Source organism: Pseudomonas sp. GW821-FHT07B01 (genome assembly GCF_059419065.1).
Genome location: NZ_JBWKRA010000017.1, coordinates 84138 through 100008 on the forward strand (window position 1 = coordinate 84138; position 15871 = coordinate 100008).

General features: G+C 60.5%; 11 protein-coding genes and 2 pseudogenes. 1 reads left to right on the forward strand and 12 read right to left on the reverse strand.

Features of this window, described 5'->3' with window-relative positions; genetic code table 11:
- Window positions 1-102: 102 nt before the first annotated feature.
- On the forward strand, window positions 103-2010 hold the full coding sequence (locus AC07S6_RS19020) for a methyl-accepting chemotaxis protein (RefSeq protein ID WP_495112789.1): 1908 nt from the start codon (window positions 103-105) through the stop codon (window positions 2008-2010).
- Window positions 2011-2119: 109 nt separating this feature from the next.
- Here the strand turns inward: AC07S6_RS19020 and AC07S6_RS19025 are convergent, their stop codons facing one another.
- The 12 genes and pseudogenes from AC07S6_RS19025 to AC07S6_RS19080 all read right to left on the reverse strand — a co-directional run bounded on the left by AC07S6_RS19025 (window position 2120) and on the right by AC07S6_RS19080 (window position 15717).
- The gene (locus AC07S6_RS19025; protein WP_197880932.1) at window positions 2120-2854 is read right to left on the reverse strand and encodes an amino acid ABC transporter ATP-binding protein; all 735 of its coding nucleotides are present in this window, start codon (window positions 2852-2854) and stop codon (window positions 2120-2122) included.
- Window positions 2847-3806 (reverse strand): amino acid ABC transporter permease, encoded by a 960-nt coding sequence (locus tag AC07S6_RS19030; RefSeq protein WP_495112790.1) that lies wholly within the window; start codon window positions 3804-3806, stop codon window positions 2847-2849. The genes AC07S6_RS19025 and AC07S6_RS19030 overlap by 8 nt, the downstream gene beginning before the upstream one ends.
- Window positions 3807-3936: 130 nt before the next feature.
- Complete coding sequence (locus AC07S6_RS19035) at window positions 3937-4734, reverse strand: transporter substrate-binding domain-containing protein (protein ID WP_197880911.1); 798 nt, start codon at window positions 4732-4734, stop codon at window positions 3937-3939.
- A 218-nt stretch (window positions 4735-4952) separates the two neighbouring features.
- Window positions 4953-5753: a transporter substrate-binding domain-containing protein gene (locus AC07S6_RS19040; protein ID WP_495112791.1), complete on the reverse strand. Its 801-nt coding sequence runs from the start codon at window positions 5751-5753 to the stop codon at window positions 4953-4955.
- Window positions 5754-5931: 178 nt separating this feature from the next.
- Window positions 5932-8510, reverse strand: a pseudogene (mdoH, locus tag AC07S6_RS19045) (glucans biosynthesis glucosyltransferase MdoH); the annotation flags it as partial.
- A complete protein-coding gene (locus tag AC07S6_RS19050) occupies window positions 8503-10239 on the reverse strand; it encodes a glucan biosynthesis protein G (RefSeq protein ID WP_060764904.1) in 1737 nt (578 codons plus the stop codon). The gene AC07S6_RS19050 and the pseudogene mdoH, both read right to left, overlap by 8 nt.
- 267 nt (window positions 10240-10506) lie before the next feature.
- On the reverse strand, window positions 10507-10944 hold the full coding sequence (dtd, locus tag AC07S6_RS19055; RefSeq protein WP_060764872.1) for a D-aminoacyl-tRNA deacylase: 438 nt from the start codon (window positions 10942-10944) through the stop codon (window positions 10507-10509).
- The gene (gene pip / locus AC07S6_RS19060) at window positions 10941-11912 is read right to left on the reverse strand and encodes a prolyl aminopeptidase (protein ID WP_034125552.1); all 972 of its coding nucleotides are present in this window, start codon (window positions 11910-11912) and stop codon (window positions 10941-10943) included. Before pip ends, dtd begins: the two co-directional genes overlap by 4 nt.
- 103 nt (window positions 11913-12015) lie before the next feature.
- Window positions 12016-12135: pseudogene (locus AC07S6_RS19065) on the reverse strand (alpha/beta hydrolase); the annotation flags it as partial.
- A gap of 138 nt (window positions 12136-12273) precedes the next feature.
- The gene (gene hutG, locus AC07S6_RS19070; protein ID WP_495112792.1) at window positions 12274-13074 is read right to left on the reverse strand and encodes an N-formylglutamate deformylase; all 801 of its coding nucleotides are present in this window, start codon (window positions 13072-13074) and stop codon (window positions 12274-12276) included.
- Window positions 13075-13086: 12 nt separating this feature from the next.
- A complete protein-coding gene (gene hutI / locus AC07S6_RS19075; protein ID WP_089042092.1) occupies window positions 13087-14292 on the reverse strand; it encodes an imidazolonepropionase in 1206 nt (401 codons plus the stop codon).
- Window positions 14293-14307: 15 nt separating this feature from the next.
- Window positions 14308-15717 (reverse strand): amino acid permease, encoded by a 1410-nt coding sequence (locus tag AC07S6_RS19080; RefSeq protein ID WP_034125549.1) that lies wholly within the window; start codon window positions 15715-15717, stop codon window positions 14308-14310.
- Window positions 15718-15871: the final 154 nt, after the last annotated feature.

Sequence of the window (15871 nt, forward strand, 5' to 3'; positions counted from 1 at the left end):
CAACTTGTGAAATTTCCTACGCAGTAATCAGCCCTCCACGGCCCCGAATCGAATTAGCGTTTCATGTGTTGCGAAATGCTTTCTCTGATTCGGAGGTTCACCATGTTTTCTCGGCTAACCCGCGTGCTCGTCAATGCCAGCGTCCGCCTCAAGCTCGCCCTGGGTTTTGGCCAAGTGCTGATCCTCAGTTTCCTGATCGCCGCTACGGGCTGGCAAGCCTTGAACGCCGTGCTTTACCGATCCAATAGTCTGACGACCCTGGGTCAATTGGCCGTCGACGCCGAGGCCATGCGCGCCGACCGCATCGTGTACCGCACCCTGACAGACAGCGATAGCCTGAGCAAAATGGCCGCGAAGATTGAACGGATGGACCAACACCTGGCCGACCTATCAAACCGCCTGAAAGACCCGGCTGACCTGCAGCGACTTGAGGAAGCCAAGAGCCTTGCAAGCCACTTCAAGGCGGCACTGACGCAACTTCCGCCCTTGGTCGAACAGCGTGAGCGCATCCGCCCGGCGCTGAAAAAAGTCGCCCTGCAAGCCAGCGATACCCTCGCCCAATTTGCCAGTGACCTGCCTGATCAGAACGACGAAAAGGCCCTTGATGCCATCGAGCAACTGCGTCAGGCCATGGAGCTGGCCGAAGATCGCGCCCAGAGCCCCGCCTGGGCCGCGCAATCGCTGGCAATGTATACAGAGGCCATCGGCAAGGCCCTTGACGCCCTGGAGACCGCGCAGCTGGCAGTCACAGCGCTGCCCGTAGACTCAGCACTGCTCAAGACCGACCTGGCTAACTATCGCGAGCAGTTGATCGAGCTCAAGGAAGCCCAGCTCAACGTGGAGACCGTGCAAAACCGCTTCGAACAGCAACTCGATGACCTGCGCGACAACAGTAACCAGTTGAGCCAAAGCCAGAACACCAAGCGCAACAGCGAGGCAGACCACACCCGCACATTGCTGATTAGCGTGACAGTGGCCGCCCTGGCCCTGGGCGCGCTGGCCGCCTGGTGGATCGCCCGGCAGATTGCGGTACCACTGCGGGAGATCCTTGGCGCCGCACGCCGCATTGCCGAAGGCGACCTCAGCCACGACATGGCGGTCGACCGTCGCGATGAACTCGGCCAGTTGCAGCAAAGCATCGGGCAAATGACCCGCAGCCTGCGTAGCCTGATCAGCAGTATCGGTGACAGCGCCCGGCAGATCGCCGGAGCGGCCACGCAGTTATCCACCGTCACCGAGCAGACCCGCAGCGGGCTCAACGAGCAGAAAGATGAAACCGACCAGGTGGCGACGGCAATGAATGAAATGCTCGCCACTGCCCAGGAAGTGGCGCGCCACGCCGAACGCGCCTCGCTGGCGGCCCAAGAAGCCGACCATCAGGCCGGCGCCGGTGAGCAGGTGGTCACCCAGGCTATGGAGCAGATTGGCAACCTGGCCAGTGAAATGGCGCTGTCGGGCCGTGCGATGCTCGCGCTGCAACAGGAGAGCCAGAAGATCGCCAGTGTGCTGGATGTGATCAAGTCTGTTTCTCAGCAGACCAACCTGCTGGCCCTGAACGCAGCCATTGAAGCGGCGCGTGCGGGCGCTGCCGGCCAAGGCTTTGCGGTGGTCGCCGACGAAGTGCGCAGCCTGGCCCAACGCACTCAGGAATCGGCCGAGGAGATCGAAGGGCTGATCCTCGGCCTGCATAACGGCACCCAGCAGGTGGCGGACATCATGGACAGCAGCCGTAACCTGACCGATAACAGCGTCACCCTGACCCGCGACGCCGGCGACGCCCTGATCGCCATTGCCCGCACGGTGTCGATCATCCAGGAAATGAACCCGCAGATCGCCGCCGCAGCGGAACAGCAAAGCGCTGTGGCCGAGGAGATCAACCGCAGTGTGCTGAAGGTACGGGACGTGTCGGAACAAACCGCCGCCGCCAGCGAGGAAACGGCGGCCGCGAGTGTTCAGTTGACAAGGTTGAGCCTGGACTTGCAGACGCTGGTCGACAAATTCAAGCTTTGACCTGTGGCGAGGGAGCTTGCTCCCGCTGGGCTGCGCAGCGGCCCCAAAATCTTGGGAGCGCTTCGCACTCCAGCGCGAGCAAGCTCGCTCGCCACAGAGGCAAATATTTCTACAGGACTTGGCGCAGGAAGGCCTGGGCACGCGGGTCTTTTGGCGCATTGAAGAACTCCGCCGGGGCGGCGTCTTCCAGCAATTTGCCGTGGTCGAAAAACAACACCCGGTCTGCCACTTCCCGGGCAAAGCCCATCTCGTGGGTGACGCACACCATGGTCATGCCTTCCAGGGCCAGGGTCTTCATCACGTCCAGCACTTCACCGACCATTTCCGGGTCGAGAGCCGAGGTGGGCTCGTCAAACAGCATCACCTTGGGATCCATGGCCAGGGCTCGGGCAATGGCGACTCGCTGCTGCTGGCCGCCAGACAGGCGCGATGGAAACTCGTGGGCCTTCTGCGCAATACCGACCTTTTCCAACAGCGCCAGGGCCTTGGCCTCCCGCTCTTGCTTGCCGCGCTTGCGCACGACCTTTTGCGCCAGGCACAGGTTTTCCAGCACGGTCATGTGGGGGAACAGGTTGAAGTGCTGGAACACCATGCCGACTTCACGGCGGTAGGCATTCACGTCGGTCTTCGGGTCGGCCAGTTGCAGGCCGTCGATGCTCACCGAACCCGAATCGAACGCCTCCAACCCATTCAGGCAACGCAAGAAGGTCGACTTGCCGGAACCCGAGGGACCGATCACCACCAGCACCTCGCCCTTGGCCACTTGGGTGGTGACGTGATCCACCGCGCGCACCACCTGCCCACGGGTATCGAAGACCTTTACCAGATCGCGTACTTCAATCACTTTGGGCAAGCCTCCGCTCAAGCCGGCTGGCCATCTTCGACAGCGGCAGGTTGATCAGCAGGTACAAGCCCGCCACACAAAACAGGATTTCAAACGGCGAGAACGAGGTGGTGATCACTTCGCGGCCACTCTTGAGCAACTCGGTAATCGCGATCACCGACACCAGGGACGTGTCCTTGACCAGGCTGATAAATTGCCCGGCCAGGGGCGGTAACACGCGCTTGAAGGCCTGCGGCAGTACCACGTGGCGCATCGACTGGCTGGCACTCAAGCCCAGGGAGCGCGCCGCTTCGTCCTGGCCACGGGTGATGGACTGCACGCCAGCGCGCACGATTTCTGCCACGTAGGCACCCGTGAACAACGACAGCGCGGCAATTCCGGCAAACTCCCGGGACAGGTTGAGCACCGTGCCGATAAAGAAATAGAAAATGAAGATCTGCACCAGCAGCGGCGTGCCCCGCACCAGCTCGACGTAAATTGTCGACAGGTCGCGCAAGGTGGGATTTTTCGACAGCCGGCACAGCCCGGTCGCCAAGCCAATCGCCAAACCCAGGATGCCGGACACCACCGACAGCCACAGTGTGGTCCACAAGCCCCACATCAACGGCCCCAGTGCCCATTGCCGAGTCACGCCGACCACGTCGCCTTCAGCTACATCGTCACCGCGCGCCACTTGCAGGCTGTTATCGGCGACTGTGAGCTTTTGCTCCACTCCGACGTCGTTGCGCAGGGTGACTTCGGCCGTATCGCCTTTGCGCACCAACTCGACCACGGTGGATATATCCGAGGCGCGCTGGGAGGTTTCGGCTTGATAGGCGAAGTATTGTGGGACGCGATTCCAGCGCCACTCGTAGGACATCAACGACGTGGCGTAGTACAAGGCACCCGCCAGGCCGACCAGCACGACCACCGTCAGCAGGTGCCAGGGCCATTGGGCTTTTTTCTGTTTCATTTCACTTTCCGCATAGGTGTCGCCTGATAGGCCGCCATCGCGGGCAAGCCCGCTCCCACAGGTTGATGTGTGAATACAGTCAAATGTGGGAGCTGGCTTGCCTGCGATGCAGGCAACTCGGTGTCAGGCCTTATTCCATGTCCTTGAGCCACTCGGAGCTCTTGAACCACTTGTCATGGATGCGATCGTAGGTGCCGTCGTTACGGATCTGGTGTAGGAAGTTGTTGATGAAGTTGATGCTGTCGTAATCGCCTTTCTTCAAACCGAACGCCAGGGGTTCAAAGGTGAAGGGTTCTTCCAGGAACACCAGCTTGCCGTTCCCGACTTTCTTTTCGGCCACTACGTTGTACGGTGCGTCGTAGACGAACGCATCAGCCTTGCCATTGACCACGTCGAGCACGCCTTCCTGCTCGTTGTCGTAGCCGTGGTACTTGGCCTTGGAGATCAGCTTCTTGGCGACCATCTCACCGGTGGTGCCGAGCTTGGAGGTCAGGCGGTATTTCTCGTCGTTCAGGTCTTTGTAGGACTTGATAGTACCTTCCAGTTCCTTGCGGATCAGCAGCGTCTGGCCGACCACGATGAAGGGTTCGCTGAAGTTCAGGCGCAGGTTGCGTTCCTGGGTCAGGGTCATGCCACTGCCAATCATGTCGAACTTGCCGGTCAGGAAGGCCGGGATGATGCCGTCGTACCCGGTGGACACCAGCTCCAGCTTGACGCCCATGGACTTGGCCATAGCCTTGAGGATGTCCACTTCGAAACCGATGATTTCGCCGCGCTTGTCGGTCATTTCGAACGGCATGTAGGTGGGGTCCATGCCGACTTTCAACGTGCCGCGCTTGACCGCCTCATCAATGGCGCCGGCCTGGGCCGTAGTGGCAACGACCAGCGCAGCGACGCCGAGCATCAGCATCGAAAGATACTTTTTCATCATCAAGACCCCTGAACGATTCTTATAAGGTTGGCGCACAAGAGGGCTGCGCCATTTCGGGGTGCGATCCTAACCCACTCGTTGTCCGCCACAAAGGTTTCACCGGCAAATGTTATCGGCGTGTGTCGGAAACCCTGACAGCGACCTGGCCAAACACAGGCGCAGACGCTTCAGCGCGGCCTCTCGATCAGGGATTGATGTGTAAGCAGTTATGACGATCAGTCGATCTCGGCTATCCAGGCCGTATCCCTGAACCACTTGTCATGCAGGCGATCGTAGGTGCCGTCCTGGGCGATCTGGTTGAGAAAATGGTTGATCCAATTGAGGCTGTCGTAATCCCCTTTTTTCAGGCCGAACGCCAAGGGCTCAAAGGTGAAGGGTTGCTCAAGTGCCAACAATGCACTGTTCTGTGGCCGACTCATCGCGATCAGGTTGTAGGGCGCATCATGGATAAAAGCATCGGCCTTGCCTTCAACGACCTGCCGCACGCCTTCTTCCGGGTTGGCCACACTGTTGAGCCGCGCTGATAGGAGAAAGCGCTGTGCCGCGGCTTCGCCGGTGGTGCCTTGGGTTGCAACGACGCGGTAACTGGGATCGTCCAGCTCTTCAATACTGGACACTTTCCCTCCCAGGCGCGGATGCAGTAGCACGGTCTGGCCCACCACGACGAACGAGTCACTGAAGTTGAGCTTGAGGTTGCGCTCTTGAGTGACCGTCATGCCGCTGCCAATCAGATCAAACTTGTTCGTCATCAGCCCCGGCAGCAGATCCGTGTAAGGCACTGCCACCAATTCAAGCTCTACGCCAAGTGCGCGGCTCATGGTATGGAGCAAGTCAATTTCAAAGCCGACGATGCGCCCCTGCTTATCGAGCATTTCGAAAGGGACGTTATTGGGGGTTGTGCCGACCTTAAGCACGCCACGGCGCACAGCGTTGTCCAGCGCGCCCGCGTAAAGCAAACCTGCGTGCCCCGCCAGGAAAAAGCCCATCAGCAATGCCAAACAATACCTTTTGATCATGAATGCCCCGTGGCGAGTCCAATTTGGGGGGCGATCCTAACCCAGCCGCGGGCACGGCAATACGCTTCGAACAAAGGTCTTTTGTTTCGAAATAACAAGGAGTTAGCGATAAAAAGGAAGAAGCGAAAAACGCTGTAGGACCAACGTTTGAAACACCCCCGAAGTGAGCCTTCGGGGGTGCCTGAATCAGGCCGGTTGGGCCTGGGGCGACTGTGGTTGCAGGGGCAGCAATGGCGCGTGCGGATCGGCCTTGATCGAGGCACGCCAAGCGCCTAGCCACTCGGCATGACCTTCGCTCCACACCTGCTCATGCAGACGAGCCAAGGCCACCGGATCGCTGAGCAAGGCCAGGCGTTCGCTGTTGTTGAGGCCAGCCGGGCCGACTTTCAACGCGTGGCGAACACGCTCCATGCGCAGGTACTCGATGGGCTCGGCCTCACGGTGCCGCGAGGTCGCCAAGGCGCAGGCCAGGGCGTTTTGCTGTGGGTCTACCACCGAACGCACAAAGCCGTCGTTGAGGGCGTGCCAACGGTTTTCGTGGGTGTACTTCTCGGTCGACAGCAGGGCTTGCGGCGGGTTGTATTCCTCAGGGATCAGGAACAGGCTCTCGTCGCGGGACTTGAGGCCCAGCTTGACCCGGCTGGAAATCACCGACACCGGGATCGACAGCATCAGCGAGCCGACAATCGGCACCAGCCACCACAGGAAGCTCGGGTTCAGCCACACCACCAGCAGCGCCCACAGGAAGCCCAGCACGGTTTGCGGACCGTGGCGCTTGACCGCTTCGCTCCATGGCGTGGAGTCATCGTCACGTTGCGGCGAGTTCCAGGTTGCGGCCCAGCCGAGGAAGGCGGCGAGGACGAAACGGGTGTGGAAGATCATCCGCACCGGCGCCAGCAGCATGGAGAACAACATCTCCAGCAGCATCGACAGGGTTACCTTGAACTTGCCACCGAACTCTTTGGCGCCCTTGGCCCAGATCAAGATGATGCTGAGCAGTTTAGGCAGGAACAGCAGCACGATGGTGGTGGAGAACAGCGCCACCGCCTTGTCCGGGTGCCATTGTGGCCATAGCGGGTACAACTGGCGCGGGGCCATGAAGTATTGCGGCTCCATCAGCGTGTTCACCGCCAGCAAGGCCGTGGACAGCACCAGGAAGAAGAACCACAACGGCGCCGACAGATAAGACATCACGCCGGTCAGGAACACCGCACGGTGCACCGGGTGCATGCCTTTGACCAGGAACAGGCGGAAGTTCATCAGGTTACCGTGGCACCAGCGACGGTCACGCTTGAGTTCGTCCAGCAGGTTCGGCGGCAGTTCTTCGTAGCTGCCCGGCAGGTCGTAGGCAATCCACACGCCCCAGCCGGCACGGCGCATCAGCGCGGCTTCAACGAAGTCGTGGGAGAGGATCGCACCGGCAAACGCGCCTTTACCGGGCAGCGGCGCCAGGGCGCAGTGCTCGATAAACGGCTTCATACGGATAATGGCGTTGTGACCCCAGTAGTGGGATTCACCCAACTGCCAGAAGTGCAGGCCGGCGGTAAACAGCGGGCCGTACACGCGAGTGGCGAACTGCTGCATGCGCGCATACAGGGTGTCCATGCCCGACGCACGCGGCGCGGTCTGGATAATCCCGGCATCCGGCGTGGCTTCCATCAGGCGCACCAGGCTGGTCAGGCACTCGCCGCTCATCACAGAGTCAGCGTCAAGAACGACCATGTACTTGTAGTCACCGCCCCAACGACGGCAAAAGTCGTCGAGGTTGCCGCTCTTGCGCTTTACGCGACGGCGACGACGGCGATAGAAGATCTTGCCGAAACCACCGGCTTCGCGGCATACGTCGAGCCAGGCTTGCTGTTCGGCGATGCAGATGTCGGCGTCGTTACTGTCGCTGAGCACGAAGAAATCGAAGCGATCCAGGTCACCGGTCGCGGCCACCGATTCGAACGTTGCACGCAAGCCGGCGAATACACGCGGCACGTCTTCGTTACAGATCGGCATCACCAGGGCGGTGCGCGCATCTTTCGGAATCGGCTCGTCACCGGCACTTTTACCGGAAATGCGGTATTTATCGTGACCGGTCAGCAGCTCCAGGAAGCCCATGAGCGCAGTCCAGAAACCGGCCGACACCCAGCAGAACAGAATCCCGAACATGATCAGGATGCTGGTTTGCAGCGCGTAAGGCAGTACCTGGGTAGCGGTTTGCAGCAGGGTCTGGTTGCGGATCTCGTCGAAGTCGACCAGCGACCAGCCCTGGTACGGCATGATGCCTTTCATGTACCAGCCGGCCACGATGGTCTGGCCCAGCATCAGCACCAGCAGGATGTAACGACGGATCGAGCCCACGGTACGCCAGCGCGCAGCCGGCAATACCCGCTCGTCTTTCGGTGGCTTGGGCGGGTTGGTGCGGCCGGTCATCCGGCGCCAACCGCGCACCAGGATGTTGGTGCGCCAAGGCTCGGGCACCACTTTGGTCCGGCGAATCGGCGGCGTGGCCTTGAGGCACACACGACCGCTGGCATCGAGCGCCAGCATCTCGGCGTCTTGCAGCTCTTCGGCGCTGTTGAGGGTCAAGCGGCGGCCAACCGACGCTTGGGCAGCGTCGGTCGGTGCGTCGAAGGTCTTGGACGACAGACGTTCGTGCAGCTCGCTGAAGGACTTGCAGCCCGCCAGCTCGGCGCGCTGCTCAGCCGTCATGGGTAGATGCGCCAGGTACTCGGACAGAGTCTCTGGCTTGACTTGAGAATTACTCATCGGCAGGCAACTGATAGCTCCAGGTTTCGGTCAGGACTTGCTCGGTCTTGATCGGCTCCGGTGTGGCTGGGGCAGCCTCAGGCTGTTTGGCTTCCTTGTCCTTGGCGTCTTTCTTGGCCTGTTTCTCATGCTGCTTGGCCAAGACTTTATCGGCCTTGAGCACATGGTTGGAAACCGACTCAGCCTCAGGCTGCACGATATCCTGCACCAGTGCCGCACGCATTTCGGTCGGCTTGCTTGCGTCTTTGATCTTCATACGCAGGGTCAGGCGCCAGCCTTTGGTGTGTTCGTTGTAGCGCACGCTGTTTTCAACCAGCTCAGCGTTATCACCCACGCTTACCTGGCTGCGCACCGGGGCGTCCGGCAGCAGTTTCTTCAGGGACGGGCCCTCGAAGTCGACCAGATAGGCCACGCTGCCGTCCGGCTGACGGATCAGGTTCGATTGCTTCACGTCACCCGTGGAGCGCAGGGTCTGCTTGACCCAGGCACTGTCCGGCGAATGGAAGGCCGCGTCATCCAATGTCCAGTGCAAACGGTAGGCAACGTCCAGCGGCTTGCCGACTTCCGGCAGTTCGGCCGGGCTCCAGAAGGCCACGATGTTGTCGTTGGTCTCATCGGCGGTCGGAATCTCGACCAGGTCGACAGAGCCTTTGCCCCAGTCACCTTCAGGCTCGATCCAGGCGCTTGGGCGCTTGTCGTAGTTGTCGTCCAGGTCTTCGTAGTGGCTGAAGTTGCGGCCACGTTGCAGCAGGCCAAACCCACGCGGGTTCTCGACGCTGAAGTTGCTGACCGACAGGTGTTTAGGGTTGTTCAGCGGACGCCAGATCCACTCGCCATTGCCGGCGTGAATCGACAGGCCGCTGGAATCGTGGAGCTCGCGACGGTAGTTGAGGACCTTGGACGGCTGGTTGGCGCCGAACAGGAACATCGAGGTCAACGGCGCAACGCCCAGCTTGCTGACCTTGTCACGCAGGTACATCTGGGATTTGACGTCCACCACGGTGTCGGTGCCAGGGCGCAGGATCAGACGATAAGCGCCAGTGGCGCGTGGCGAATCCAGTAGCGCGAAAATCACCAAATGCTTGTCACCCGGCTTTGGACGCTCGATCCAGAACTCGGTGAAACGCGGGAATTCTTCGCCAGACGGCAACGCGGTGTCGATTGCCATGCCACGGGCAGACAGGCCATACACTTGGTCCTTGCCTACGACGCGGAAATAGCTGGCGCCGAGCATGGTCATGATTTCGTCTTGCTTGTCGGCCTTGTTGATCGGGAAAAGCACACGGAAACCGGCGTAACCCAGCTGTTCGGTGGCTTTAGGATCAAATTTCACGTCGCCGAAATCGAAACGCGTCGGGTCGTACTTGATTTCGTGCACGCTGTCGGCGGTGACTTCGTTGATTTTCACCGGGGTGTCGAAATGCATCCCCTGGTGATAGAAGGACAGCTTGAACGGGGTGTTCTGATCGGCCCACTCGGCTTTTTCATTGCGGAAACGAATTTTCTGGTAATCCGCAAATTTCATTTCGCGGAATTCGTTCGGCAGATTGCTGCGCGGAGCTTCGTACTTCTGCCCAGCCAGCTCTTTTGCCTTGGCCGACACATCATCCAGACTGAACGCCCACAGTTGACCCGCGCCGAACAGGCAAAACAGGGCAGAGCCCGTCACCAGTGCGTTTCGTAACCGTTTGGCAGACAATTTTGGTGCATTACAGGGACTAACAATCACGAGCAACCCTCGCCGAAAACAGATCAAAAAACCAACGGCCAGCTATCTATATGCCAGGTTGGCGAGCAATGTTCCGACTCCTCTGGGGCAAAATGATTCCCCATGCGGTTGTCGGACAAGGCTCTACCTAAGTCAAAAATGGACCAAACAACGCTGATCCCCGTAGCGCGCGATTATCTAGTAGCCCGCGAGACAACGCATCAGGGACAGTGAAGTATTTGTAGCGAAACCCTGCGTTTTTAGGCATTAACGTCGTTTTTCATACATTCATGTCTGTAAGAGGAAGGTCACAGGGCCATCATTGACCAAGTGCACCTGCATATCCGCGCCAAAACGCCCCGAAGCCACCTTGCCATGCAATTGTTGCGCTTGTAACAACAAGTGCTCAAAAAGCGCCGCTCCCAGGGCCGGAGGAGCCGCTGTGGAGAAGCTGGGCCTTAGCCCGCTTTTGGTATCCGCCGCCAGGGTGAACTGCGACACCAGCAGCAAACCGCCGCCGATGTCCTTGAGGGACAGGTTCATCTTGCCCTCCTCGTCACTGAACACCCGATAGTTAAGCAGCTTGTGCAGCAGTTTGTCGGCGCTTTCGGGCGTATCTGAAGGTTCGACGGCCACCAGCACCAGCAAACCCTGGTCAATCGAGCCTACCACCTCCCCTGCAACCTCAACCCGGGCGCCACGCACCCGCTGCAACAGGCCCTTCATGCTTCTTCAGGCGGCAGATCGAGCAGGCGCCGGGCCATTTCGCCGGTCGCACGCACCAGCGCGTCGGTGATGCCCGGCTCGGACGCCGCATGCCCGGCTTCGCGGATCACCTGCAACTCGCTGTTGGGCCAGGCCTGATGCAGCTCCCAAGCGTTATCCAGCGTGCAGATCATATCGTAGCGGCCATGGATGATGACGCCAGGCAGATGGGCGATCTTGTGCATATCGCGAATCAGCTGGTTGGGTTCCAGGAAGGAGTTGTTGGTGAAGTAATGGCATTCGATACGTGCGATGGACAAGGCGCGCTGCGGCTCGGAAAACCGTTCCACATGCTGCGGGCTCGGGCACAGGCCCAACATACGGCCTTCCCAGCCCGACCAGGCTTTGGCCGCATGCATCTGGGCGATCTGGTCGTTGCCGGTCAGGCGCTTGTGGTAAGCGGCAATCATATCGTGGCGCTCTTCCACCGGGATCGGTGCCACATAGTCCTGCCAGTAATCCGGGAACAGGCGGCTCGCGCCCTCCTGGTAGAACCAGCGAATATCCTGCGGGCGGGCGAGGAAGATGCCGCGCACGATCAGGCCATGCACACGCTCGGGGTGGGTTTGCGCGTAGGCCAGGGCCAGGGTCGAACCCCAGGAGCCGCCGAACAGCACCCATTTGTCGATGCCCAGGTGCTCGCGGATGCGCTCAAGGTCGGCGACCAGATCCCAGGTGGTGTTGTTCTCGAGGCTGGCCCTTGGCGTGGAGCGGCCGCAGCCACGCTGGTCGAAGGTGACAATATGGTAGAGGTTCGGGTCGAAATAGCAGCGGCTCTGGGCGTCGCAACCGGAGCCGGGACCTCCATGGATGAACACGACAGGCAAGCCTTCGGGGGAGCCACTTTCATCGACATACAGGGTGTGGGTGTCATCGACAGCCAGATCGTGCCGGGCGTAGGGTTTGATCTGCGGGTACCAAGTCTGCATTGCGTGCTCCGTAGGGTGTCGGGTTCATCCCTGGGGGGACGTCTATTATTTTGCCGTCTGGCATCATAAACCCGAATTGTGCAATGAGCATGTCCTTGAGCACTTAGACCTGTGTCAGCAGTTCGCTCCTCAGATAACCGAGCAGATAGTCATACAGCCGATCCACCTCCGGCACCTGTTTGCGTGCCCGCAAACAACCGTGGGCCAGCCCTTTGCCGGGATGGCGGTGTGTCAGTTGATAAAAGTGTTGCTGAACCACCGTTATCGCAGGCAAGCCAGCTCCCACATTTCGAGCGCATTCTCATGATAGAGCGCGGTCAAGCGGGCTTGCTCGCGAAAGCTATTGCAGCAGCACCAACAATTACCGGTAGTGCTTCTGTCCCCAAGCCAACAGCCCTTCAAGCAACTGCCTCAACACCACCCGAGTCGGCTCGGCCAAATCAGGGCGATAACGGAAAGGTTCGAACTCCTCCATATAGGTGCTCTGGCACAACTCCAGCTGCACCGCGTGGATATCCTGCGCGGGGTTGCCGTAGTGACGGGTGATATGGCCGCCCTTGAAGCGCCCGTTCAGCACATGGGTATATTGCGGATGCTGAGCGCAGATGGCTTCCAGCTGGCTGGCTAGCTGCGGGACGCACGCAGCGCCGTTGAAGGTACCCAAATTGAAGTCCGGCAATTTGCCGTCGAACAGGTGTGGGATCACCGAGCGGATCGAGTGCGCGTCGAACAGCAACGCATAACCGAACTCGGCCTTGAGGCGTGCCAGTTCTTCTTGCAGTTGACGGTGGTACGGCCCCCAGATTTTTTGCAGGTAACTGGCCCGCTCCTCCTCGGAGGGCGTTTGCCCTTGCCGGAACAACGGCACGCCATCGAACAGCGTCTCGGGGTACAGGCCCGTCGTAGCGCCGGCATACAGCGGCGTGTTGTCGGAGGGCCGGTTGAGGTCGATGACAAACCGCGAGTACTCCGCAGCCAGGGTGCTGGCGCCCAGTTCTTCGGCAAAGTCATACAACAGCGGGATATGCCAGTCGGTATCCGGCAGGCTTTGCGCCTCGGGGATCAACCCGGCCTCCACCGCAGGGGTGAGCCGCAGGCCGGCGTGGGGCATGCTGATCAGCAGCGGTACGCGGCCTTGCTTGAATGTCAGAACCTTATCCACAACTGCATCCTCTCAAACAGTGACGTCGACGCCGTGGCGCACGACGCGTTTATCCAGTTCGCCACCCAGCCAGTAGGCCAGGTCGGCGGGGCGATCGATCTGCCAGGCGACAAAATCCGCGACCTTGCCCACTTCCAGGGAACCATGGGTATCGCCCAGGCCCAACGCGGTGGCCGCGTGTTGCGTGGCGCCGGCCAGGGCTTCTTCCGGGGTCATGCGGAACAGGGTGCAGGCCATGTTCAGCATCAGCCGCACCGACAGCGCCGGTGAAGTACCGGGGTTGAGGTCGCTGGCGATGGCGATCTTCACGCCGTGCTTGCGCAGGGCCTCCATCGGCGGCAACTGGGTTTCACGCAGGAAGTAGAACGCGCCCGGCAATAGCACGGCGACGGTACCGGCCGCAGCCATGGCGATGGCGTCTTCTTCAGTCATGAATTCCAGGTGGTCGGCCGACAACGCGTGGTAGCGCGCCGCCAGGCTTGAGCCATGCAACGACGAGAGTTGCTCGGCGTGCAGCTTCACCGGCAAGCCAAGTTGCTGGGCGACCTTGAAGACCCGCTCAACCTGCTCGGGGGAAAACGCCAGGTATTCACAGAAGGCATCGACCGCATCCACCAACCCCTCGGCGGCCAGGGCCGGCAGCATCTGGCTGCAGATGTGCTCGATGTAATCGTCGGCGCGGTCCTTGTACTCCGGCGGTAACGCGTGGGCGGCCAGGCAGGTGGCGCGCACGCTGACCGGCAGTGCTTCACCCAGGCGCCGAGCCACACGCAGCATCTTGCGTTCGTTGGCCAGGTCCAGGCCGTAGCCGGACTTGATCTCCACCGTGGTCACGCCGTCACGCAGCAAACTGCGCAGGCGCTTTTCAGCGCTCAAGAACAGCTCATCTTCGCTCGCCGCACGGGTTGCGCGCACCGTGCTGGCAATGCCGCCGCCCTTGGCCGCGATCTCGGCGTAGCTGACACCTTCGAGGCGCTGCTCGAATTCGCCGCTGCGATTGCCACCGAACACCGTATGGGTGTGGCAATCGATCAGCCCGGGGGTGACCCACGCGCCTTGCAGGTCATGCACCTGGGCGTAATCCGCGGTTGGCGCCTGGCTGCGGGGGCCGACCCACTCGATGAGCGAGCCGGCAGTCACCATGGCGGCATCCTCGATGATCGAGTATTTGCCGTTGGCCATGGTTGCGACGTGGCAGTGTTGCCAAAGCGTTTTCATCAACGCCTCCCTAAGTTATCGATGAGACAAAACCGGGTCGTAATCGACCTTGGCCGTTTGCCCGGCGGCAGGCTTGACCCACAGCCAGTAGGCGATGATCAGCAGCACGATCCACACTGCGCCTACCATCAACGCCGCCTGGGTATCAGGGAAGTAACCGAGTACACCAAACACAAACAGCATGAACACAATGGCCGCCGCCGGCGCATAAGGCCAGAACGGCACCGGGAATTTCAGTTCGGCGATCTGCGCCTTGGTCATCGAGCGGCGCATGGCGACCTGAGTAAACAGGATCATCAGCCATACCCACACGGTGGCGAAGGTGGCAATCGAGGCGATCAGCAGGAACACGTTTTCTGGGATCAGGTAGTTGAGCACCACACCGCCGAGCAAGGCGGCGCCCATGACCACCACGGTCATCCATGGCACGCCTTGTTTGGACAATTGCGCGAAGCCCTTGGGCGCCTGCCCTTGTTGAGCCAGGCCGTACATCATGCGGCCGGCGCCGAAGATGTCGCTGTTGATCGCCGACACCGCCGCCGAGATCACCACGATGTTGAGGATGGTCGCCGCCGAGCCAATCCCCAGGTTGCTGAAGATCTGCACGAACGGGCTGCCCTGGCTGCCAATCTGCGGCCACGGGTAGATGGCCATCAACACGAACAGGGTCAGTACGTAGAACAACAGGATACGCAGCGGCACCGCGTTGATCGCCTTGGGGATCACCCGCTGCGGGTCCTTGGCTTCACCGGCGGTGATGCCGATGATTTCGATGCCACCAAAGGCAAACATCACCACGGCAAACGAGGCGATCAGCCCACCGATGCCGTTGGGCATGAAGCCGCCATGGGCCCACAGGTTACTCAGTCCGCTGGCCTGGGTTTCGCCCGCCGAGTGAATGCCGAACAACATGATGCCAAAGCCGCCGAGGATCATCGCCACAATGGCACCGACCTTGAGCAACGACAGCCAGAACTCCATCTCGCCAAAGACTTTGACGTTGCACAGGTTCAGGCCGCCGATCAAAAACACGATGCCCAGCACCCAGACCCAACGGGCCACTTCGGGAAACCAGAAGCCCATGTAGATACCGAACGCGGTGACGTCGGCGAGGCAGACGATGATCATTTCAAAGGCGTAGGTCCAGCCGAGGATAAACCCGGCCATCGGCCCCAGGTAGGTGCTGGCGTAGTGGCCGAAGGAGCCGGACACCGGGTTGTGCACGGCCATCTCGCCGAGGGCACGCATCACCATGAACACAGCAGCGCCGCCGATCAAGTAGGCCAGCAGCACGGCAGGGCCGGCCATTTGGATGGCGGAGGCAGAGCCATAGAACAGCCCGGTACCGATCGCGGAACCCAGGGCCATGAAGCGAATATGTCGGGCGTTGAGCCCGCGTTTCAAACCTTTTTCTGGCTGGTGCATTTCTCGTCCCTAATTATTCTTATGAGGAGAAGATCGTTCCCACGCTCTGCGTGGGAACTCCGACCTGGACGCTCCGCGTCCGCTTTTAGAGCGGTGACGCAGAGCGTCACAGGATGCATTCCCACGCGGAGCGTGGGAATGATCAGGCACAGAC

What these genes read in the sequence shown, in the direction of transcription:
- AC07S6_RS19035 (WP_197880911.1), bottom strand. Translation starts at nt 4,734, where the DNA reads ATGAAAAAGTATCTTTCGATGCTGATGCTCGGCGTCGCTGCGCTGGTC.
- AC07S6_RS19030 (WP_495112790.1), bottom strand. Translation starts at nt 3,806, where the DNA reads ATGAAACAGAAAAAAGCCCAATGGCCCTGGCACCTGCTGACGGTGGTC.
- dtd (WP_060764872.1), bottom strand. Translation starts at nt 10,944, where the DNA reads ATGAAGGGCCTGTTGCAGCGGGTGCGTGGCGCCCGGGTTGAGGTTGCA.
- hutI (WP_089042092.1), bottom strand. Translation starts at nt 14,292, where the DNA reads ATGAAAACGCTTTGGCAACACTGCCACGTCGCAACCATGGCCAACGGC.
- AC07S6_RS19080 (WP_034125549.1), bottom strand. Translation starts at nt 15,717, where the DNA reads ATGCACCAGCCAGAAAAAGGTTTGAAACGCGGGCTCAACGCCCGACAT.
- pip (WP_034125552.1), bottom strand. Translation starts at nt 11,912, where the DNA reads ATGCAGACTTGGTACCCGCAGATCAAACCCTACGCCCGGCACGATCTG.
- AC07S6_RS19040 (WP_495112791.1), bottom strand. Translation starts at nt 5,753, where the DNA reads ATGATCAAAAGGTATTGTTTGGCATTGCTGATGGGCTTTTTCCTGGCG.
- AC07S6_RS19020 (WP_495112789.1), top strand. Translation starts at nt 103, where the DNA reads ATGTTTTCTCGGCTAACCCGCGTGCTCGTCAATGCCAGCGTCCGCCTC.